This window comes from Pectobacterium araliae, assembly GCF_037076465.1.
Lineage (GTDB): Bacteria > Pseudomonadota > Gammaproteobacteria > Enterobacterales > Enterobacteriaceae > Pectobacterium > Pectobacterium araliae.
Window position 1 is genome coordinate 2,051,923 of record NZ_AP028908.1, and the last position, 21,161, is coordinate 2,073,083.

Below are 21,161 nucleotides of genomic sequence, written 5' to 3' on the forward strand. Positions count from 1 at the left end.
ATTTTAGCAGGTTTTATTAAAAGGGAAGGCGGGTTTCCACAAATCCTCTTCCGGTGGCATTAGGGAAAAAGCGTCCTTTACTGAGAAGAGGTGTCATGTCAACCTCGCGGAGAAGTGATGGCTTTCGGGAGTCTGGGGCTGTGTTTTGCAACAACGCTATCCTGATTGGTGAACATTTCGTTAACCAGCAGAGAATTTTCGTAAAAAGAGTAGGCTCCTGCATCGCAGAGCGTTACCTTCATACTTATCGTTCGCGCTATTATCCTTTATAATAGCCGCCTTTTTTCACCGAACAGTAACTCAGAAAAACCATACCGCGCAGCGAAAATGTCACGGTTTTTGCACTGTGATTTACTGTGAAAAGTAATCTACCGTGAAAACGTGTGAGCTGGCGGATGAGTAAAAGGACATCGTGATGCGTACTAATTATTGCGGACAGTTGAATTCGTCCCATGTGGGCCAGGAAGTGACATTGTGCGGTTGGGTTAACCGCCGCCGCGATCTGGGTGGTTTGATTTTTATTGATATGCGTGACCGTGAAGGGCTGGTACAAGTGTTCTTTGACCCGGATCGTCAGGACGCATTTCAACTGGCATCCGAGTTGCGTAACGAGTTCTGTATCCAACTTACCGGAGTGGTGCGCGCCCGTCCAGAAAGCCAAATCAACAAAGATATGGCGACAGGTGAAGTCGAGATTTTTGCCAACGCCCTGACGATCGTTAACCGTTCTGAAGCATTGCCGCTGGATTCCAACCAAACCAACACCGAAGAAGCGCGTCTCAAATTCCGCTATCTGGATTTGCGCCGTCCTGAAATGGCGCAGCGCCTGAAAACGCGTGCCCGTATCACCAGTTTTGTTCGCCGCTTTATGGACGACCACGGCTTTCTGGATATCGAAACCCCGATGTTGACGAAAGCGACGCCGGAAGGCGCGCGTGACTATCTGGTGCCGAGCCGCGTGCATAAAGGCAAGTTTTATGCGCTGCCGCAGTCTCCACAGCTATTTAAACAACTGCTGATGATGTCCGGTTTTGACCGCTACTATCAGATAGTCAAATGTTTCCGTGACGAAGACCTGCGCGCTGACAGACAACCTGAATTTACCCAGATCGATGTGGAAACCTCTTTCATGACTGCGCCACAGGTGCGTGACGTGATGGAGAAACTGGTGCGTGAATTATGGCTTGACGTCAAAGGCGTCGATCTGGGTGATTTCCCGATCATGACGTTCGCAGAAGCCATGCGTCGTTTTGGTTCCGACAAGCCGGATCTGCGTAACCCGCTGGAACTGGTCGACGTTGCCGATCTGGTTAAAGACATCGAGTTCAAAGTGTTCTCTGGCCCAGCAAACGATGCTAAAGGCCGCGTGGCTGCTATTCGCGTACCGGGCGGCGCACAGCTGAGCCGTAAGCAGATTGATGAATACGGCAAGTTTATTGAAATCTACGGTGCGAAAGGTTTGGCCTACATCAAGGTCAACGAACGTGCCAAGGGATTGGAAGGCGTACAAAGTCCGGTAGCGAAGTTCCTGAGCGAAGACCTGTTGTCTGCACTGCTGGATCGTACTGCGGCGCAAGATGGCGACATTCTGTTCTTTGGCGCGGACAGCGCGAAAGTAGTAACCGATGCGCTGGGCGCGTTGCGCCTCAAATTGGGTCGCGACCTAAGCCTGACGAAAGACAACAGTTGGGAGCCGCTGTGGGTAGTCGATTTCCCAATGTTTGAAGGCGATGGTGAAGGTGGCCTTGCCGCGATGCACCATCCGTTTACTGCTCCGCGCGACATGCTGCCTTCTGAGTTGGCCGCTAATCCAGTTTCGGCGATCGCCAACGCGTATGACATAGTGATCAATGGTTATGAAGTGGGTGGCGGTTCCGTGCGTATTCACAGTGGTGAAATGCAGCAAACGGTGTTCGGTATTCTGGGCATTACCGAGCAAGAACAGCGTGAGAAATTTGGCTTCCTGTTGGACGCGCTGAAATACGGGACACCGCCGCACGCGGGTCTGGCATTTGGTCTTGACCGTCTGGTGATGTTGCTGACGGGCACCGATAACATTCGTGACGTTATCGCCTTCCCTAAAACAACGGCGGCGGCGTGTCTGATGACGGAAGCGCCAAGCTTTGCCAACCCGACTTCGTTGGAAGAGCTTGCTATTGCGGTTGTTGTAAAAGGGAAAGCGGCTCAGGATGGAAAATCCGAGAACGAATAAGATGGTATACAAGCGACCCGTTTCGGTGCTGGTGGTGATTTATGCCCGCGATACCGGGCGGGTGCTGATGCTGCAACGGCGTGACGATCCTGAATTCTGGCAATCCGTGACGGGGAGTATAGAAGAAGGGGAAAGTGCGCCGTATGCTGCACAGCGTGAAGTCAAAGAAGAAGTTAACATTGATATATCCGCTGAAGCGTTATCACTCTTTGACTGTCAGCGCTGTATTGAGTTTGAGCTATTTGCTCATTTGAGACGTCGCTATGCGCCAGGGGTCACGCACAATACCGAACATTGGTATTGTCTTGCGTTACCTGCTGAGCGCGAGGTGCAATTATCCGAGCACCTCGCTTACCAGTGGCTGGACGTGCCCAATGCGGCACAGTTGACTAAGTCCTGGAGCAATCGGCAGGCGATTGAGGAATTTGTTATTTATCCGGCCTGAACAGGCTTTTTTCGGAGATTTTTATGGCAGGTCATAGTAAGTGGGCTAACACAAAGCATCGTAAAGCAGCACAGGACGCTAAGCGCGGTAAAATCTTTACCAAGATTATCCGCGAACTGGTAACCGCAGCCCGTTTGGGCGGTGGCGATCCGGGTTCTAACCCACGTCTGCGCGCCGCGATCGATAAAGCACTGTCCAACAACATGACGCGCGATACGCTGAACCGCGCGATTGCCCGTGGTGTCGGCGGTGATGATGATGCCAACATGGAAACCATCATTTATGAAGGTTACGGCCCTGGCGGTACGGCTGTCATGGTGGAATGCCTGAGTGACAACCGTAACCGTACCGTTTCCGAAGTGCGCCATGCGTTTACCAAAACCGGCGGCAACTTGGGTACCGATGGTTCTGTGTCGTACCTCTTCACTAAGAAAGGCGTCATTTCTTATGCGCCAGGTCTGGATGAAGATGCGGTGATGGATGCAGCGTTGGAAGCCGGTGCTGATGATGTCGTGACGTATGACGACGGTGCGATTGATGTCTTCACGCCGTGGGAAACGTTTGGTGATGTGAAGGATGCGTTGGATGCGGCTGGCCTGAAAGCAGAATCTGCGGAAGTGTCGATGATTCCGTCCACTAAGGCGGATATGGATGCAGAAACGGCACCGAAGCTGATGCGTCTGATCGACATGCTGGAAGACTGCGACGATGTTCAGGAGGTTTACCATAACGGTGAGATCTCCGATGAGGTGGCTGAACTGCTGTAATGGCAGGTCGGTAATGCAACGTAGCAACAGCTATCCACACGGGCGAATCGGCGGAGCGGTATGATGATAATCGTAGCACCATGACAATCATAGTCGGCATTGACCCCGGTTCGCGCGTGACGGGTTATGGCATTATCCGCCAGCAGGGGCGGCATCTGACGTATCTCGGTAGCGGTTGCATTCGTACCGTGGTGGATGATATGCCTACACGGCTTAAGCTGATTTATGCGGGCGTCAGTGAAATCATTACGCAATTTCGGCCAGATTGTATGGCGATTGAGCAGGTTTTTATGGCAAAAAACCCGGATTCGGCCTTGAAGCTGGGGCAGGCGCGCGGTGTGGCTATCGTCGCAGGCGTGAATCAGGATCTGCCTGTGTTTGAATACGCGGCACGGTTGGTCAAGCAAACCGTGGTGGGAACGGGCGCAGCGGATAAAAAGCAGGTGCAGCACATGGTGCGCTCGCTGTTGAAACTGTCGGCCAGTCCGCAGGCGGATGCCGCAGATGCCTTGGCGATCGCCATTACACATTGCCACTTTAACCAGAACCTGCTGCGAACGGCGGCGGCAAAAGTTAACCCACTGGCAGGACGACTGCGTTGAAACAGGAGGCTGGATATTCATCCAGCCTTTTTTATGTTATATACTCGTCATACTTCAAGCCATTCATTCCCTATGTAAAAGGAAGCGCAACGTGATAGGTCGTCTCAGAGGCATTATTCTGGAAAAACAGCCGCCGCAGGTGCTGATAGAAGCTAACGGCGTGGGTTACGAAGTCCATATGCCGATGACGTGCTTTTACGAACTCCCTGAACTTAATCAGGAAGCGATTATCTTTACCCAGTTTGTTGTCCGCGAAGATGCACAACTGCTGTTCGGTTTTAATGATAAGCAGGAGAGGGCACTGTTCCGCGAACTGATTAAAGTGAACGGCGTTGGGCCGAAGCTGGCGCTGGCCATTCTTTCCGGCATGTCCGCGACACAATTTGTCAGCGCGGTTGAGCGTGAAGAGATCGGTGCGTTGGTTAAACTCCCAGGCGTTGGTAAGAAAACGGCAGAAAGGCTGGTGGTGGAAATGAAAGATCGCTTCAAGGGCTTGAGCGGCGATCTGTTTAATCCGGTCAGTGAGATTCCGCTGGCGTCGCCTGCTAGCGCAGACAGCCGTGTTGGCGAACCAGAAGCAGAAGCTGCTGCGGCACTGGTGGCGCTGGGCTATAAACCACAGGAAGCTAGCCGCATGATTTCCAAGATCGCGCGTCCTGATGCTGACTGTGAAACCCTGATTAGGGATGCACTGCGCGCAGCGCTGTGAGGTATTCATGATAGAAGCCGATCGTTTAATTTCCGCTGACGCTATTCCCGAAGAAGAATTTCTCGACCGAGCGATGCGCCCTAAGCTGCTGAAAGAATATGTGGGCCAGCCGCAGGTGCGTGAGCAGATGGAAATTTTCATTCAAGCCGCCCGCAAACGTGGGGATGCGCTGGATCATCTGCTAATTTTTGGTCCTCCCGGCTTGGGTAAAACGACGTTGGCGAATATTGTCGCCAATGAGATGGGTGTGAATATGCGCACGACGTCGGGGCCGGTGCTCGAAAAAGCGGGCGACCTTGCTGCGCTGTTGACCAATCTCGAACCGCATGATGTCTTGTTCATTGATGAAATTCACCGTCTGTCGCCCGTTGTGGAAGAAGTGCTGTATCCGGCAATGGAAGATTATCAGCTGGATATCATGATCGGCGAAGGGCCCGCCGCCCGTTCGATCAAACTCGATTTACCGCCTTTTACGCTGATTGGCGCAACGACGCGTGCGGGGTCGCTAACCTCGCCGCTGCGCGATCGTTTTGGCATTGTGCAGCGTCTGGAGTTTTATAATGTGGCGGATTTACAGTATATCGTTGGCCGCAGCGCACAGTGTCTGGGGCTGGATCTGACGCCGGAGGGTTCCCTTGAAGTGGCCCGTCGTGCTCGTGGTACACCGCGTATTGCTAACCGACTATTGCGCCGGGTACGCGATTTTTCCGAAGTTAAGTCGGAAGGGGCGATTACCGGAGATGTAGCGACGCAGGCGTTGGATATGCTGGCGGTGGATACCGAAGGCTTTGACTACATGGATCGTAAGCTACTGTTGGCGATCATCGATAAATTCATGGGCGGCCCCGTCGGGCTGGATAATTTAGCCGCAGCGATTGGCGAAGAGCGCGAAACTATCGAAGATGTATTGGAACCGTTTCTGATTCAACAAGGGTTTATTCAGCGCACGCCGCGTGGTCGAATGGCGACGCAGCACGCCTATCGGCATTTTGGCTTAACGCGTGAAGAATAGTGCCGTCTGAGCCTAGGTGACCCTATTCAGGGAGGCCGGATGGTCTCCCTGAATTTATCTGATTAGAACCAGGCTTCCCACATTGCCCCAACGTTGAACGAATCAAGCTGTGTATTGACGCCGGTCGTTGTCCGCGCGGTGTGTTTGTTATCCACTTCTCCGCCAGTCACATAGAAACGCAGCATCGGTCTGAACTCTGGCCCCATGGCGATCGAGACATTCTGGGAAAGCGTCAGCTTCCACCCTTTGTTATCACCACCCTGACCGTAATCTACGTGTTGGTAGCCTGCTTCAAGCCAGGTGGAATGCACATCATTCCAGAAATACATTGGGCGAACGATGGCATTGTAGTTACGACGGTCGTCCTGACTCGCAAAATCGTTCGAGTAGTCGTGGTAGGCCAGCAGATAGTCAACCTGCGTTTGCGGCGTGAATTTGTATTTACCTTCAAAGCTGGCATAGAAGGTTTTCAGGTTGTCCGTTTTGTTGTAAACGCTGTTATCCGCATTGTCCGAGTAGCGAGTGATAAACTGATTGAGGCTATTTTTCCCCGTGTGGCTCAGGACCGCGCCGCCTTGCCAGGCTTTCAGTCGTGCATCGTTATCCACCGCTTTCGAGTCAAAACCGTAGTTCGCGTACAGCGCAAGATCCAACGGCCCCAGCTTGATGCCGTGTACTTTGGAGGTCAGCGCGTAATTGCCTTTGTCTCCCGTGCCGGAGCTACCGGTACAACTGATGCGCGAGGGGTTCGCATTATCATCCATCACCTCAGGATTACAGGATTCCACGGCACCGACGGCCGCCATATCGAATTGAATACCGCCGAGTTCAAAATTCTTTATCCCCGCGCCTTGACCGTCATGGTTCATCCAGAAGTAGTCGTTGATGCCTTGCTGTGGGCGCTGGTGGAAATCACGTCCGGCCCAGAGATAGGCATTTGGCTGGGAAGCAAAAAGGTTGGTAACGCCTGCATAGGCTTTTTTCAGGTTAACTTCGTCACCCCAGTGGTCGATCATTACGACGACATCCCAGATTGCGCCGTTGTTACTTTTGAAAGCCTTGGAAAGCTGGAATTCACCGCCATTGCCTTCGTTGCCCAGACGGCCCAGTGCGGAGGCACCGTTATAGGAGCCGTCAACTGCCACATATTTCTGGTCACCGCTCTGGAATTGCGCACCGTAACGCGCATAGCCAGTAAAGTTGATGCCATAAGGTATCGCCATGTCAGGCGTTTTGGGGGCATCGGGCGTTGTCAGTGGATCGACCTGTTTACTGGCAATCGCGTCTAATTTGGCCTGACGTTCCGCCAGCGCTTTTTCTACGGCCTGAGCAACGATACGATCTAATTGCTCTTGAGTAATCGTTTCTTGTGCGAATGCGGAACCGGAGCAAAGGGCAGCCAGCACCGCCAGCGTAACGGGCAGTTTTTTGCAATGTTTCATCGTCATCTCAATTCGGTAAGTTATTTTCAGACAATAACCATCCCGCTCTGATTGGCGTGAATAATGACACGACGTTCAGAACAAGGTGATTGTTATTTTTTTAACAGCATGACGTAATTAAATAACTGACGTAATCGCTCCTCCTTTTAAGAGGCATTTATTATTTGCACTATTGCCGTTGATAAAGGTGAATAATCTCTTCTGATAATTCACGAGCAAGTAGCGATGTCATTAAATGGTCTTGAGCATGAACCATAATTAATGTCATCGGCTGTCTGGCTTCCCCCGCATCCTGTTCGATCAGTTGGGTCTGCATATGGTGGGCTTTACGCGCGTAGCCATCGGCTTCCTTCAACAGATTTTTAGCTTCATCAATGTTACCTTTACGCGCAGCCTGTAGCGCTTCAAAACACAGACTGCGCGACTGTCCCGCATTGACGATAATTTCCATTACTGCATCTTCTAATGTAATCATCATATGACCTGTTTTTTATGTGAACGAATATTCGCAGCACGTATTTTCTATGCCGCCTTCTTGAATGTCGTTCAGGTCGATGAAGGAGAATAATAAAAATATCCCGACCATGAACGCTTTATTTTATTTCTTCTATTTAATAGCTATCGCTGTTTTTATTAATCCCATTAATTACTACTCACTGTTTTCGTCAGCGAAATATCGCCTTGTATTTTTTGCTCCTCGGTTTTCATTAATGTGCGTTCATAAGCTCGCAGGAACGGCAAATACATCAGCGCGGAAAACACCATGCACATCAGGCACATGATCAGCGGGCTGAAACTCCAGTTTGCCGCCCACGATGCACCAATCGGTGCTGGTGTTGTCCATGGCGTTAACGACACCACCTGCACCAGCCATCCCATCTTGGTTGCGGTGTAAGCCAGCACGGCGTTAACCATCGGTACGAAGACAAAAGGGAGGAACAGCATCGGGTTCATAATGATGGGGGCACCAAACATGATCGGCTCGTTGATGTTAAAGAAGCTGGGTACGACGCCCATTCTGCCGATGGTCCGCAAGTGCGTGACCTTGCTGCGTAACAGCAGAAATGCCAGAGGTAGCGTCGAGCCGACGCCGCCAATCAACAGATAATGATCCCAAAAGCCTTGTAAATAGATATGTGGCAAGACTTCACCGGCCGCCAGTGCGGCCTGATTGACGGCCAGGTTAGTCATCCAGAATGGATTCATGATGCCCGTGACAATCAGCGAGCCGTGGATACCCGAAAACCAGAAAAGCTGGCACAGCAGCACGGACAGCAGAATCGCGGGCAGCGAGTCTGAGGCGGAGACCAGCGGTGCCAAAAGATGCATAATCGCTTCGGGAATGATCATGCCTGTTTGCGCCTCAACGAAGAGATTGAGCGGATGCAGTGTGGCAACAATCACCAACACGGGAATAAGAATTTCAAATGAGCGGGCGACTCCCGTTGGCACCTCTTTCGGCAGGCGAACCGTAATGTTGTGCTGTTTCAGCGCGGCATAAACGCGAGTGGCGTAGATCGATGTGAGTAAGGCGGTAAAAATGCCTTGCCCTGACAAATACTCGATAGAAATTTTGTCATCGGCGTAAGGGGCGGCAACGAGCAGGAAAGCCATCAATGCCAACAGGCCAGACATCACGGAATCGAGCTGAAGCTGTCGTCCCAGACTGGCCCCCACGCCTACGGAGATGAAAAATGTCATCACGCCCATGCTTAACTCGAAAGGCAGCATCAGTTGTTCGCGATAGGTGATAGAAAAGTCCAACCAGGTACGCGCAAACCCGACGGTGGTATCGGCGGAGAACGGGGGATAAATAAACACCAACATGAACGATCCGATGATCATAAAGGGGAGTGCGGCGGTAAAGCCATCGCGGATAGCGATCACATACTTTTGTTGCCCCAAACGCCCGGCCAGCGGGGTAATCGATTGTTCGATAGTGGCAATCATTGATTGATATAAGGAACTCATGTGAACACCTTTTCGTGTGTCACCGCGATGGCGACGGATCATCATCAAGTATGTTGTCGCCACATTACGTCTCATAACCCATTGTATTAACTGGTTGGATGGAAATGTCGCGTGTAGCAACCTTTTATAAACATCGGCTTATACCATTATGTATCTTCCGAAATGGATCGCATTTTTCGCTAAGCAGAATGTAAAAAGTTATTGCCAGGATGATTGGATATCATATGGAAACCGTTTTCCATGCAAAGAAAAGAGAACTGTGATGCCGGTCAATGTGTGACGATTTCTGGCGGTATTAATTAGATTTGCATCACATCTTATTCGCCAAAATGCTTCTTGGCTGTTAAACGGATAATCGGTTTCCATGCAGGGTGGAAACGGTTATACTGCGAAGCAACGTAATGCGCGGTTGGTGTTTAGGGTTTTGAGTCGGATTTAGCGTTTTCCAGGGGCAAAATGATGTCTACAATCAACGATGTATCGCGTTTAGCTGGGGTGTCCAAAGCCACAGTCTCCCGGGTGTTGAGTGGTTCGCGCGGCGTGAAGGAAACTAGCCGTCTGGCGGTGTTAAAGGCCGTTGATGAGCTTAAATATCGGCCAAACGTTATTGCTCAATCGCTGTTAAGCCAGTCAACCGGATGTATTGGTGTCATTTGCGCGCAGGACAACATCAACCAAACGACTGGCTATCTCTATGCGCTGGAAAAACACTTTAGTCGGCATCAGAAGCATCTCTTGTTACGGTTTGCCAGCAGTAGGGCAGAAGTGCTGAGTGTGCTGGATGAACTGACTAGCGGGTTGTGTGATGATATTTTAATTATCGGCGCACGCTTTCCGCTGAATCTGCCCGATAAGAACATTATTCTGATTGATTGCATGGAGGCTGACGCCACCAACAGTCTGCAATTCGATCATGCTTTTGCTACAGAAACAGCATGTAACTACCTGATTCGTCAGGGTAGACGACAAATCGCGCTGATTAATCCCTCTGCCAGCAGCTCGGCGGAACAGGTGTTATTAGGGTACAAGCGAGCGCTAGAAAATAACTTTCTGCCGTTTAACCGCAACTTGATTTTTATGGATGCGTCTTCATCGTCGTCGGTGGCGCTGCAAGTGTTGCTCAATAACAGTACGACGCTGAATTTCAATGCGCTTCTGGTAGCCGATGAGTTGGAAGCAAAACGCGTTATCACCCAGCTTCAGGCGTTTAATAAATCAGTACCGAAAGACATTATGGTATTCAGCCTTGCTGGTTCTCTCGATATTCCGGGCATTCCCGCGATACCCGCAATTGAATATTCGATGGATGCAGTGGCAGCCAGAATTGTGTCTTGGCTCAATGAAAAAACGCAAGATGTACTAAGCTCGTATGTTTTACGGGGAGATTTAATCATTCCAGATATGGCTAACCAGAAATAAACGCGGCTTATGCAGTTTTCAAAGCCCTTCTGAATCACGTATTTTGAAGGGCTTTTTGCTATTGCGTTTTTGTACTATTGACTGGTTGATAGGCTAAGCGGGTTGTGGTTTAAGCAAGCTGGCAATAAACAGCAGCGATGCGCACAGCACCACCGATGGCCCGGCTGGCGTATTATAACCCGCTGAGAAGGCCAATCCCCCTGTCACGGCAATCATGCCAACAATAATCGCGATGCTTGCCATTTGTTCCGGCGTCCGTGCGAAGCGTCGGGCACTGGCGGCAGGAATAATCAGCAGTGATGTAATGATCAATGCGCCAACAAATTTCATGGCGATACCAATGGTTAACGCGGTGGTCAGCATCAGTAGCAGCTTGGTGCGCTGGAGCTTCACGCCATCGACGTGTGCCAACTCCGGGCTAATCGTCATGGAAAGCAGCGCACGCCATTGCCAACGCATGACGGCGACAACGACGATCACACCAGCGCCGATCACCCACAGATCCTCTGTTGTGACGGAGAGCAAATCGCCAAACAGGTAAGCCATCAGATCCACACGTACATTGTTCATTAGACTGACGACCACTAATCCAAGCGAGAGCGCGCTGTGTGCCATGATGCCGAGTAACGTATCGACGGCCAGATAGGGACGCCGTTCCAGCCAGACGAGACCCAGTGCCAGAATGAGCGTTACGGCGATGACGGCAGCAAACAGGTTAATATTCAGCAGCAGGCCGAAGGCGACGCCGAGCAAGGAAGCGTGCGCCAGCGTATCGCCAAAGTAAGACATCCGTCGCCAGACGACGAACGAACCGAGCGGGCCTGCGGCAATAGCCAGTAAAATCCCCGCTAGCCAACCGGGAAACAGTAGCTCTATCATGCGTCGTTTCCCTCTTGTCTTTTTAGAATGATACGCCCTTGCAGGTCGTGGCGATGATTATGGTGATGGCGATAAATTGCCAATTGCTCGGTGCCGCGGTGACCAAACATGGCTAAAAATTCGGGGTGAAGGGAAACCACTTCGGGCGTGCCGGAGCAGCAAACATGTTGATTAAGGCAGAGGACTTCATCGGTTTTCGCCATCACCAAATGCAGATCGTGTGACACCATCAGTACGCCGCAGTGGAATTCTTGCCGTAGCTGATTAATCAGGTCGTACAGCGCCAGTTGCCCATTGACGTCGACACCCTGTGTCGGTTCATCCAGAACCAAAAGTTGGGGCTGGTTGAGCAGTGCGCGGGCTAACAGGACGCGTTGGGTTTCGCCACCGGAGAGTTTCTGCATCGGCTGTTCCAGCAGGTGCGCAGCCTGAACGCGTTTAAGGGCGGGTAAAATATCCTGCTTTTTCACGCCGGGGCGCAGTTGCATAAAACGGCTGACGGTCAAGGGCAGGGTGGTGTCCAGATGTAGTTTCTGCGGCACGTAACCGATACGTAGCGCTGGATCGCGAACCAGCGAGCCAGAAGTGGGAGAAAGTAGCCCCAGAACCACACGTACTAACGTCGATTTTCCTGCGCCGTTCGGCCCAAGCAGCGTCAGGATTCGACCTTCTTGTAAGGTCAGAGAGATATCTGACAGCACCTTTCGGCTGCCAAATGTCACTGAAATATTATTAAGTGATACCAATGTAGACATATAATTCGGTTTGCATAACTCATGTTACGTTATAATATAACAAACAACACCATAAAAATCGATGGGATCGACTTTCATGCAGCAATCTATTCAACAAAAAAAATGTATTCAGCCAAAAAAATGGTTAAAAAGTGTGTTTGTTGCCAGCGTGCTACTCGCAAGTGGGATGTCAATCAGCGCGGCATCCGCTGCGGTCATTACGTCAATTCGCCCTTTAGGATTCATTGCGTCGGCTATTGCCGATGGCGTGACGCCAACTGAGGTTTTGTTACCTGATGGCGCATCGCCCCACGATTATGCCCTGCGTCCGTCTGATGTCCAGCGTTTACAGTCTGCCGATCTGGTGATTTGGGTCGGACCGGAAATGGAAGCCTTCCTCGGGAAGCCGTTAGCGAAAGTTTCACCTGCAAAACAAATCGCGCTTTCCGCGCTACCCGGCATTAAAGCTGAGCTGGAAAAGGAAGCCGCTCATAGCCACGAAGAAGACCATGAATCCGCGCATCATGACCATGATAAAGGCCACGATCATAACCATGCCGGGCATAATGACGGCGACGATGGTCACCATCATGGTGAGTACAATATGCACATTTGGTTATCGCCGGAGATGGCAAAACAGGCGGCAATCGCCATTCATGCAAAATTATTGGAACTTATGCCTCAGAATAAGGACAAACTAGACGCGAATCTGCTTTATTTCACGGATAAAATTGCGCAAGCAGATGAAAAAATTGTTAAGATGCTAGCACCTGTGCAGGGTAGAGGCTATTTCGTGTTTCATGATGCCTATGGCTATTTTGAGAAACACTACGGGTTAAGCCCTTTGGGTTACTTCACGGTTAACCCCGAAATCCAGCCCGGTGCACAGCGTTTACATCAAATACGAACACAGTTGGTTGAGCACAAAGCCGTATGCGTTTTTGCTGAACCACAATTCAGGCCAGCCGTTATTAATGCTGTTGCCAAGGGAACCGACGTGCGCTCGGGTGTGCTCGATCCATTGGGAAGCAATATTGCACTGGGTAGAGATAGCTATGCCGATTTCTTGTTGCAGCTATCGAACCAGTATGTGAGCTGTCTGGAGGAAAAATTATGAGGATACGAATAAGTGCAGCAGATAGTCCGAACTATCGCTCTGGCGTATAGCAGTTTACCCCGGCCCCATCGCGTTATGCTGGGGTCGCTTACCGTTGTGACATTGGCCGTTGCTGTTTGGCGGCCTTTTGTTTATCCCCACGTCGATGATGCACCCGTCATCGTGAAAGATATCGATTTGGAAACCAACCAACTGCGTACGCTGACGCCGGAAGCCAGCGAACCGATAGACCAACCCTCGCCAGATGATGACATTCCGCAAGATGAACTCGATGATAAAGTTGCCGATGAACGCGGCTCACACGAGTATGTGGTTTCTACGGGGGATACCTTAAGCAGCATTTTGACGCAGTATGGGATCGATATTGCGGATGTCACCTTGCTCGCAGAGCAGAATAAAGATTTGCGCAACCTGAAAATTGGGCAGCAGATGTCGTGGGCTCTGGGAGAGAATGGCGAACTGCAAAGTTTGACCTGGCAGATGTCCCGCCGCGAAACACGCATTTATGAGCGTGTGGGTTCGGATTTTAAAGAGCGTATTGAAACGCTGAAAGGCGAGTGGCGCAACAGCGTCCTGAATGGCCGGGTGAGTGGCAGTTTTGTCAGCAGTGCGCAAAGCGCGGGTTTAACCAGCTCAGAAGTGCGTGAAGTCATCAAGGCGCTGCAATGGCAACTGGATTTTCGTAAATTACGCAAGGACGACACGTTTTCTGTTCTCATGTCTCGTGAAATGCTCGATGGCAAAAGTGAACAAAGTGAGCTGGTCGGCGTTCGTCTGAATACGGGCGGCAAAGACTACTACGCTATTCGTGCAGAAGACGGTAAATTCTACGATCGCGAAGGTTCCGGTCTGACGCGTGGCTTTATGCGTTTCCCGACGATGAAACAATTCCGCGTTTCCTCCAACTTCAATCCGCGTCGTTTGAACCCGGTGACAGGGCGTGTCGCGCCGCATAAAGGTGTCGATTTTGCGATGCCGATCGGTACACCCGTTCTGGCTGTCGGGGATGGTGAAGTGGTGATTGCGAAACGTAGCGGAGCGGCTGGCAACTATGTTGTTATCCGTCATGGCCGTCAGTACACGACTCACTTTATGCACTTAAACCGTATATTGGTTAAATCGGGTCAGAAAGTGAAGCGTGGCGATCGCATCGGATTGTCCGGTAATACGGGGCGTTCCACCGGGCCGCATCTGCACTACGAATTCTGGATCAACCAGCAGGCCGTTAACCCGTTAACGGCGCAACTGCCACGCTCTGAAGGGCTGGCGGGTAAAGAACGTCGTGATTATCTGGCGCAGGTGAAGGAAGTGGTACCGCAGCTTAAGTTTGATTAACGATATTGATTGCATGTTATGCCGGTGGCTTGCTGCCGGCATTTTCATTTATAGCGCATTTTATCGAACACGGGTTCCTGATTTTTTATTATCGATCAGGCGTGTTTTTGCGTAATTGTCGGCGAGTATTGCTAAACGTTGAGCGGCAATTATGATGGTGTTTATTGATTGATCTGAAGAGTTTAGGCATGGAAAAAGAAAAAAAATCGAACGCTGAATTTGTTCCCCAGTTTCAACGCGCCTTTTTTTATCCGCGCTATTGGGGCGTTTGGTTAGGCGTTGGTGTGATGGCACTCGCTGCCTATATTCCGGCACGGTTAAGAAACCCGGTACTCGGTGGGCTGGGGCGTTTTGTCGGGAAAATATCAAAAGGTGCCCGCCGCCGTGCTCGCATTAATCTGCTGTATTGCATGCCGGAGTTAACGGAAGCACAGCGTGAAGCCATCATTGATGACATGTTCGCGACGGCACCTCAGTCGATGATTATGATGGTAGAAGTGGGGATTCGTAACCCGAAGAAAATCGAGAAGTATGTACGCTGGCACGGTGAAGACATTCTTGAGCGTATTAAAGCGCAAGAGAAGAACGTGATCTTTCTGGTTCCACATGGGTGGGGCGTTGATATCCCCGCGATGCTGCTGACCTCTCGCGGGCAGCGTATGGCGGCGATGTTCCACAATCAGAAAAATGAACTGGTGGATTATTGGTGGAATCGGTTACGTCGTCGCTTTGGTGGACGTATCCATGCCCGCAATGATGGCATTAAACCGTTTATCAGCTCCGTGCGCTCTGGGTGTTGGGGGTATTACTTACCCGATCAAGATCATGGCCCTGAGCACAGCGAGTTTGTTGATTTCTTCGCGACGTATAAAGCAACGCTGCCCGCCGTCGGACGGCTGATGAAAGTGTGTCGCGCGGATATTGTGCCACTGTTCCCGGTATATAACGCCAAAGATGGTTGCTTGGATGTGTTTATTCGTCCGCCGATGGTTGATTTAGCAGAGGCGGATGATGCATACATTGCACGGCGCATGAATGAAGAAGTGGAAATTTTAGTCAGGCCGAACCCTGAACAGTACACCTGGATTCTGAAGCTGCTAAAAACCCGCAAACCGGGAGAAGTTGAACCGTATTGTCGGGATGATTTGTACCGTAATTAACTGCGGGATGAAAAGCAAATACTGCCTATTGATAAAAAAGCCGGACGATTTCTCGTCCGGCTTTTGCTCGAATGAACCGTCCGATACGGCGTAGCGGACGTCGTCAAGTAATAATTATTCCACGCGTAAGATGCGAATCGTGTTGGTTGTACCTACGGTCCCCATGATGTCGCCCTGTGTAACGATGACCAGATCCCCAGACATCAGGAAGCCTTTATCGCGCAGTCGGATCACCGCATCATTGGCCGCGGCAACGCCATCGGTGTAACTGTCGAAATGCACCGGGGTGACGCCGCGATACAGAGCGGTCAGGTTCAGCGTGTGCTCATGACGAGACATGGCGAAAATAGGCAGACCGGAACTGATACGGGACATCATCAGCGCAGTGCGGCCAGATTCCGTCATGGCGATCAACGCGGTAACCCCTTTCAGGTGGTTGGCCGCGTACATGGAAGACATCGCAATGGATTCTTCCGTGTTATCAAATTCCACGTCAAGGCGGTGTTTGGATACGTTGATGCTTGGAATTTTCTCCGCGCCTAAACACACTTTCGCCATAGCCGCGACGGTTTCCGCAGGATATTGACCCGCAGCGGTTTCTGCGGACAGCATCACGGCATCGGTGCCATCGAGCACGGCGTTGGCGACATCCATCACCTCGGCACGTGTTGGCATCGGGTTGGTGATCATCGATTCCATCATCTGCGTAGCGGTAATGACCGCACGGTTCAGTTGACGGGCGCGACGAATCAACTTTTTCTGAATCCCCACCAGTTCTGGATCGCCGATTTCAACGCCCAGATCGCCCCTCGCGACCATCACCACGTCGGAAGCCAGAATAATGTCATCCATTGCGGCATCTGAACAAACCGCTTCAGCGCGTTCAACTTTTGATACGATCTTGGCGTTACAGCCCGCATCACGTGCGAGTCGGCGTGCGTAGTTGAGGTCTTCTCCCGTACGTGGGAAAGAAACCGCCAGATAGTCGACGCCAATTTTTGCGGCAGTAATAATGTCGGCTTTATCTTTTTCCGTCAGGGCTTCGGCAGACAAGCCGCCACCGAGTTTATTGATACCTTTGTTGTTAGACAGCGGCCCACCAACGGTGACTTCGGTATAAACCTTCAGGCCTTCAACTTGAAGGACTTTCAACTGTACCCGACCATCATCCAATAGCAGGATGTCGCCTGGCACCACGTCGCTCGGCAAGCCTTTATAATCGATCCCGACTCTTTCTTTATCGCCTTCGCCTTTCGCTAAATTGGCATCTAGTAAGAATTTGTCGCCGATGTTCAGGAAGATTTTACCTTCTTTGAAGGTAGAAACACGGATTTTTGGACCCTGTAGATCGCCAAGAATGGCAACATGGCGGCCTAATTTTGCCGCAATTTCACGAACTTTGTTGGCACGTAATTGATGGTCTTCTGCTGTGCCGTGAGAAAAATTCATGCGTACTACGTTAGCGCCCGCACTGATAATCTTTTCGAGATTATTATCACGGTCGGTAGCGGGCCCCAGGGTGGTGACAATCTTGGTTCTTCTGAGCCGTCTGGACATGTATAACTCCGTTCACTTGTGAAGCTGTCGTGTTGCGATTAAGCGTCGAATAACGGTGCAAAATGTCACTTTATAACAAAACTGTTTCACCTGCGTTATTCGAACATCGTGTTGAGTCTGATTATCATACTGTACAGGTAATCCCCGTCATCTTTCCATGACCGTAGTCTCTGGTCACATTGCGATGAGGCGGGTAGATGATACCGCTCATTTTTCATGGATATAACTAAAAAACAAAGCACAATCTAAAACTTACCTATCACCTGAAGGGATTGATCAACCGTTCATCTTTATCAAAGCGTGATTCGCGCAAGGCCTCTTTGACCCGTTTCAGGTTATCACGAAATTTTTCTCCACGGCGTAAAGTAAATCCTGTCGCCAGCACATCGATCAACGTTAGCTGAGCGATACGGGACACCATCGGCATATAGACATCGGTGTCTTCAGGTACATCAAGCCGTAGTGCTAGCGAGGCTTCACGCGCCAGCGGTGTGCCGTCTGAGGTAATGGCGATCACGGTCGCATCGTTCTCGCGCGCCAACTGTGCCATTTCGACCAGACTTTTGGTTCTGCCAGTATGGGAGATCAATACGACGACGTCGCCGTCGCTGGAATTCATGCAGCTCATGCGCTGCATCACAATGTCATCGAAATAAACGACGGGGATATTGAAGCGGAAAAATTTGTTCATCGCATCGTGTGCGACGGCGGCGGAAGCACCCAAGCCAAAGAAAGAGATTTTCTTCGCCTGCGTGAGCAAATCCACGGCGCGGTTGACGGCAGCGACATCCAAACTGGATTTTACCTGCTCCAGGCCAGCCATTGCGGATTCAAAGATTTTACTGGTGTAGGCGTCAACGCTGTCATCTTCTTCAACGTTACGGTTCACATACGGCGTACCGTTTGCCAGACTTTGCGCCAGATGTAGTTTAAAATCGGGAAAACCCTTAGTTTCAAGGCGACGACAGAAACGGTTAACCGTTGGCTCACTGACGTCGGCCATTTTTGCCAAGGTCGCGATGCTGGAGTGAATGGCCGTCTGCGGAGTGCTCAGGATCACTTCAGCCACTTTTCTTTCTGATTTACTCAAGAGTTCTAAGTGACTCTGGATTTTTTCCAGCATATTCATACGACAGGGACCATGTAAGTTTTTTCCAATTTCAACTAAAGGTACAACTGGCATGCATTACGTGAAAAAATGCAGGTCATGAAAATATACTACGACCCTGTGATGGTTGGCAGCGGGCAACAGGCTAAGTTGGGTCCTTTTTTTGCCAGAACATGACATGTGTCTAACTTTCAGAAAAGTAATCGACTGTCAGAAACGACGAAAAATTTCGGTTTAGGGGAAATCAACACGTGATTCCAACCACGGCACAGCGCGATTGATGTGTGGTTTTCGGTCAATACCACCCGTTATTTGGCATTTTTATGATGGGTTTACTGGCTGTAGTCAAAAAGAGTACATTAGCGCTGTAATAAAATTACAGCATCCTGCAACGAGGAGATGAACATGGCGGTAACTTCAACAGCCCAAGCGTGCGATCTGGTTATTTTCGGTGCCAAGGGCGATCTGGCACGCCGTAAATTACTACCTTCCCTGTACCAGTTGGAAAAAGCAGGGCACATCCACGCGGACACCAAAATTATTGGCGTGGGTCGTGCGGATTGGGATAAAGCGGAGTATACCCGCGTCGTACGCGAAGCGCTTGACACCTTTATGAAAGAAGCCATCGATGATAAGTTGTGGGAAACGCTAAGCAGTCGGCTGAATTTCTGCAATCTCGATGTGGAAGACACCAAAGCGTTCAATAAACTGGGCAAGATGCTTGACCAGAAAAACCGTACTACTATCAACTATTTTGCGATGCCGCCCAGCACGTTTGGTGCGATTTGCAAGGGGCTGGGAACCGCAGGGCTGAATAAAGAGCCCGCGCGGGTGGTGATGGAAAAACCGCTGGGTACCGATCTGGCGTCTTCTCGCGTCATTAACGATCAGGTCGCGGAATTCTTTAACGAGTGTCAGGTTTACCGCATCGACCACTATCTGGGTAAAGAGACGGTTCTAAACCTGTTGGCGCTACGCTTTGCCAACTCGCTGTTTTCCTCAAATTGGGACAACCGGACGATCGACCATGTACAGATCACAGTAGCGGAAGAAGTCGGGATTGAAGGGCGCTGGGGCTATTTTGACAAAGCTGGCCAGATGCGCGACATGATCCAGAATCACCTGTTACAGATTCTGACGATGATTGCGATGTCTCCGCCGTCTGATTTGACGACTGACCGCATCCGTGATGAAAAAGTGAAAGTGTTGCGTTCACTGCGTCGTATTGACCGTTCCAACGTGCACGAAACGACGGTACGCGGCCAGTACACGGCTGGTTTTGTTCAGGGCCACAAAGTGCCGGGCTATTTGGAAGAAGAAGGCGCGAATAAAAGCAGCAGCACGGAAACCTTTGTCTCGATTCGTGTCGACATCGATGACTGGCGCTGGTCTGGCGTGCCGTTCTACCTGCGCACGGGTAAACGCTTGCCGACCAAATGTTCGGAAGTGGTGGTGTACTTTAAAAATCCTGCGTTGAACCTGTTCCATGATTCTTACCAGCAGTTGCCGCAGAACAAACTGATCATTCGCTTACAGCCGGATGAAGGTGTGGAAATCCAGATTCTGAATAAAATTCCCGGATTAGAACACAAGCACCGCCTGCAAACGGTGAAGCTGGATTTGAGCTTCTCTGAAACCTTTAATCAGCAGCATTTGGCAGATGCCTATGAGCGTCTGCTGCTCGAAACGATGCGCGGGATTCAGGCGTTGTTCGTCCGCCGTGATGAAGTTGAAGAAGCCTGGAAATGGGTGGACTCCATCATGGATGCATGGGCGATGGACAACGATGCACCGAAACCTTACCAGGCGGGAAGCTGGGGGCCTGTAGCATCCGTAGCGATGATCACTCGCGATGGTCGTTCCTGGAATGAGTTCGAGTAATTTTTTGATAATACGTCAGTAGCGAGAATGCCGGAGGATGTCGGCATTCCACGGTTTTAATGTATGGCTTACGGTGCGGTTGGCATTTGCGGCAACGCAGATCCCTGTGGCAGGGGCGCGCTATATAATTAATGATGCCTTCGGGCATGACTGGAGATAACTTTTGATGAAAAACTGGAAAACGAGCGCGGAACAGATTTTGACAACGGGTCCCGTTGTTCCTGTGATTGTGGTCAACAAACTGGAACACGCGGTGCCGATGGCAAAAGCGTTAGTCGCCGGCGGCGTTCGCGTTCTGGAACTGACATTGCGTACCGACTGTGCTATCGATGCGATCCGTGCGATTGCAAAAGAAGTGCCTGAAGCGATTGTGGGTGCGGGTACGGTCACAAACCCTGAGCAATTGGCTGCGGTGGTTGAAGCCGGTGCGCAGTTTGCCATTAGTCCGGGATTGACCGAGCCACTGCTGAAAGCGGCAACGGAAGGCAATATTCCGTTGATCCCAGGCATCAGCACTGTGTCTGAACTGATGTTGGGTATGGATTACGGCTTACGTGAGTTCAAATTTTTCCCTGCTGAAGCTAACGGCGGCGTGAAGGCGCTTCAGGCGATCGGCGGTCCATTTGCTCATATCCGTTTCTGCCCGACTGGTGGTATTACGCCGAATAACTACCGTGATTACCTGGCGCTGAAAAGCGTGCTGTGTGTGGGTGGTTCTTGGCTGGTGCCGAACGATGCGCTGGAAAGCGGTGATTACGCACGTATTACTGAACTGGCGCGTGAAGCGGTTGCAGGCGCAAAAGCGTAAGTT

The 21,161-nt window shown here is 50.9% G+C and carries 19 protein-coding genes; 12 read left to right on the forward strand and 7 right to left on the reverse strand.

The annotated features are described in order from the left end of the window. The first annotated feature begins 415 nt into the window (after positions 1-415). The 6 genes from aspS (at position 416) to ruvB (ending at position 5,747) form a co-directional block, all read left to right on the forward strand. The gene (gene aspS / locus AACH44_RS09270; RefSeq protein WP_261847621.1) at positions 416-2,212 is read left to right on the forward strand and encodes an aspartate--tRNA ligase; all 1,797 of its coding nucleotides are present in this window, start codon (positions 416-418) and stop codon (positions 2,210-2,212) included. 1 nt (position 2,213) lies between these two features. Then, positions 2,214-2,657, forward strand: a complete 444-nt coding sequence (gene nudB, locus AACH44_RS09275) for a dihydroneopterin triphosphate diphosphatase (RefSeq protein WP_261847620.1) — start codon at positions 2,214-2,216, stop codon at positions 2,655-2,657. Positions 2,658-2,680: 23 nt separating this feature from the next. Next, positions 2,681-3,424: a YebC/PmpR family DNA-binding transcriptional regulator gene (locus AACH44_RS09280; RefSeq protein ID WP_010275900.1), complete on the forward strand. Its 744-nt coding sequence runs from the start codon at positions 2,681-2,683 to the stop codon at positions 3,422-3,424. Positions 3,425-3,504: 80 nt separating this feature from the next. Further along, positions 3,505-4,026, forward strand: a complete 522-nt coding sequence (gene ruvC, locus AACH44_RS09285; RefSeq protein ID WP_261847619.1) for a crossover junction endodeoxyribonuclease RuvC — start codon at positions 3,505-3,507, stop codon at positions 4,024-4,026. 91 nt (positions 4,027-4,117) lie between these two features. Beyond that, entirely contained in the window at positions 4,118-4,735 is a 618-nt protein-coding gene (gene ruvA / locus AACH44_RS09290) for a Holliday junction branch migration protein RuvA (RefSeq protein ID WP_261847618.1), read from the forward strand. A 7-nt stretch (positions 4,736-4,742) separates the two neighbouring features. Next, on the forward strand, positions 4,743-5,747 hold the full coding sequence (gene ruvB, locus AACH44_RS09295; protein ID WP_015730385.1) for a Holliday junction branch migration DNA helicase RuvB: 1,005 nt from the start codon (positions 4,743-4,745) through the stop codon (positions 5,745-5,747). Positions 5,748-5,809: 62 nt separating this feature from the next. On the opposite strand, the gene AACH44_RS09300 is transcribed toward ruvB, so the two are convergent. From AACH44_RS09300 to AACH44_RS09310, 3 genes are all read right to left on the reverse strand, one after another. Beyond that, on the reverse strand, positions 5,810-7,189 hold the full coding sequence (locus tag AACH44_RS09300) for a carbohydrate porin (protein WP_261847617.1): 1,380 nt from the start codon (positions 7,187-7,189) through the stop codon (positions 5,810-5,812). 169 nt (positions 7,190-7,358) lie between these two features. Further along, positions 7,359-7,664: a PTS lactose/cellobiose transporter subunit IIA gene (locus AACH44_RS09305; RefSeq protein ID WP_261847646.1), complete on the reverse strand. Its 306-nt coding sequence runs from the start codon at positions 7,662-7,664 to the stop codon at positions 7,359-7,361. Positions 7,665-7,831: 167 nt separating this feature from the next. Further along, positions 7,832-9,160, reverse strand: coding sequence for a PTS sugar transporter subunit IIC (locus tag AACH44_RS09310; protein ID WP_261847616.1), 1,329 nt, complete (start codon positions 9,158-9,160; stop codon positions 7,832-7,834). A 459-nt stretch (positions 9,161-9,619) separates the two neighbouring features. On the opposite strand from AACH44_RS09310, the gene AACH44_RS09315 reads away from it, so the two are divergent. Then, positions 9,620-10,579 (forward strand): LacI family DNA-binding transcriptional regulator, encoded by a 960-nt coding sequence (locus tag AACH44_RS09315; RefSeq protein WP_261847645.1) that lies wholly within the window; start codon positions 9,620-9,622, stop codon positions 10,577-10,579. A gap of 93 nt (positions 10,580-10,672) precedes the next feature. Here the strand turns inward: AACH44_RS09315 and znuB are convergent, their stop codons facing one another. Beyond that, on the reverse strand, positions 10,673-11,458 hold the full coding sequence (gene znuB, locus AACH44_RS09320; protein WP_261847615.1) for a zinc ABC transporter permease subunit ZnuB: 786 nt from the start codon (positions 11,456-11,458) through the stop codon (positions 10,673-10,675). Next, positions 11,455-12,213 (reverse strand): zinc ABC transporter ATP-binding protein ZnuC, encoded by a 759-nt coding sequence (znuC, locus tag AACH44_RS09325; protein ID WP_261847614.1) that lies wholly within the window; start codon positions 12,211-12,213, stop codon positions 11,455-11,457. Before znuC ends, znuB begins: the two co-directional genes overlap by 4 nt. A 76-nt stretch (positions 12,214-12,289) precedes the next feature. Between znuC and znuA the strand changes: the two genes are divergently transcribed. From znuA to lpxM, 3 genes are all read left to right on the forward strand, one after another. Further along, a complete protein-coding gene (gene znuA, locus AACH44_RS09330; RefSeq protein ID WP_261847613.1) occupies positions 12,290-13,309 on the forward strand; it encodes a zinc ABC transporter substrate-binding protein ZnuA in 1,020 nt (339 codons plus the stop codon). 12 nt (positions 13,310-13,321) lie between these two features. Continuing rightward, entirely contained in the window at positions 13,322-14,644 is a 1,323-nt protein-coding gene (gene mepM, locus AACH44_RS09335) for a murein DD-endopeptidase MepM (RefSeq protein ID WP_261847612.1), read from the forward strand. A gap of 188 nt (positions 14,645-14,832) precedes the next feature. Next, complete coding sequence (lpxM, locus tag AACH44_RS09340; RefSeq protein WP_261847611.1) at positions 14,833-15,804, forward strand: lauroyl-Kdo(2)-lipid IV(A) myristoyltransferase; 972 nt, start codon at positions 14,833-14,835, stop codon at positions 15,802-15,804. 114 nt (positions 15,805-15,918) lie between these two features. Here the strand turns inward: lpxM and pyk are convergent, their stop codons facing one another. Then, positions 15,919-17,361, reverse strand: coding sequence for a pyruvate kinase (gene pyk / locus AACH44_RS09345; protein WP_261847610.1), 1,443 nt, complete (start codon positions 17,359-17,361; stop codon positions 15,919-15,921). A gap of 259 nt (positions 17,362-17,620) precedes the next feature. Beyond that, positions 17,621-18,490, reverse strand: coding sequence for a MurR/RpiR family transcriptional regulator (locus AACH44_RS09350; protein ID WP_039286791.1), 870 nt, complete (start codon positions 18,488-18,490; stop codon positions 17,621-17,623). 384 nt (positions 18,491-18,874) lie between these two features. On the opposite strand from AACH44_RS09350, the gene zwf reads away from it, so the two are divergent. Continuing rightward, positions 18,875-20,350: a glucose-6-phosphate dehydrogenase gene (zwf, locus tag AACH44_RS09355; protein WP_261847609.1), complete on the forward strand. Its 1,476-nt coding sequence runs from the start codon at positions 18,875-18,877 to the stop codon at positions 20,348-20,350. 166 nt (positions 20,351-20,516) lie between these two features. Beyond that, positions 20,517-21,158 (forward strand): bifunctional 4-hydroxy-2-oxoglutarate aldolase/2-dehydro-3-deoxy-phosphogluconate aldolase, encoded by a 642-nt coding sequence (locus AACH44_RS09360; RefSeq protein ID WP_103860831.1) that lies wholly within the window; start codon positions 20,517-20,519, stop codon positions 21,156-21,158. Positions 21,159-21,161 lie beyond the last annotated feature (3 nt).

Excerpts from the sequence above, each read along its gene's own strand:
- aspS (WP_261847621.1), top strand. The coding sequence starts at position 416 with ATGCGTACTAATTATTGCGGACAGTTGAATTCGTCCCATGTGGGCCAG.
- nudB (WP_261847620.1), top strand. The coding sequence starts at position 2,214 with ATGGTATACAAGCGACCCGTTTCGGTGCTGGTGGTGATTTATGCCCGC.
- AACH44_RS09280 (WP_010275900.1), top strand. The coding sequence starts at position 2,681 with ATGGCAGGTCATAGTAAGTGGGCTAACACAAAGCATCGTAAAGCAGCA.
- ruvC (WP_261847619.1), top strand. The coding sequence starts at position 3,505 with ATGACAATCATAGTCGGCATTGACCCCGGTTCGCGCGTGACGGGTTAT.
- ruvB (WP_015730385.1), top strand. The coding sequence starts at position 4,743 with ATGATAGAAGCCGATCGTTTAATTTCCGCTGACGCTATTCCCGAAGAA.
- AACH44_RS09300 (WP_261847617.1), bottom strand. The coding sequence starts at position 7,189 with ATGAAACATTGCAAAAAACTGCCCGTTACGCTGGCGGTGCTGGCTGCC.
- AACH44_RS09305 (WP_261847646.1), bottom strand. The coding sequence starts at position 7,664 with ATGATTACATTAGAAGATGCAGTAATGGAAATTATCGTCAATGCGGGA.
- AACH44_RS09310 (WP_261847616.1), bottom strand. The coding sequence starts at position 9,160 with ATGAGTTCCTTATATCAATCAATGATTGCCACTATCGAACAATCGATT.
- AACH44_RS09315 (WP_261847645.1), top strand. The coding sequence starts at position 9,620 with ATGTCTACAATCAACGATGTATCGCGTTTAGCTGGGGTGTCCAAAGCC.
- znuB (WP_261847615.1), bottom strand. The coding sequence starts at position 11,458 with ATGATAGAGCTACTGTTTCCCGGTTGGCTAGCGGGGATTTTACTGGCT.
- znuC (WP_261847614.1), bottom strand. The coding sequence starts at position 12,213 with ATGTCTACATTGGTATCACTTAATAATATTTCAGTGACATTTGGCAGC.
- znuA (WP_261847613.1), top strand. The coding sequence starts at position 12,290 with ATGCAGCAATCTATTCAACAAAAAAAATGTATTCAGCCAAAAAAATGG.
- lpxM (WP_261847611.1), top strand. The coding sequence starts at position 14,833 with ATGGAAAAAGAAAAAAAATCGAACGCTGAATTTGTTCCCCAGTTTCAA.
- pyk (WP_261847610.1), bottom strand. The coding sequence starts at position 17,361 with ATGTCCAGACGGCTCAGAAGAACCAAGATTGTCACCACCCTGGGGCCC.
- AACH44_RS09350 (WP_039286791.1), bottom strand. The coding sequence starts at position 18,490 with ATGAATATGCTGGAAAAAATCCAGAGTCACTTAGAACTCTTGAGTAAA.
- zwf (WP_261847609.1), top strand. The coding sequence starts at position 18,875 with ATGGCGGTAACTTCAACAGCCCAAGCGTGCGATCTGGTTATTTTCGGT.
- AACH44_RS09360 (WP_103860831.1), top strand. The coding sequence starts at position 20,517 with ATGAAAAACTGGAAAACGAGCGCGGAACAGATTTTGACAACGGGTCCC.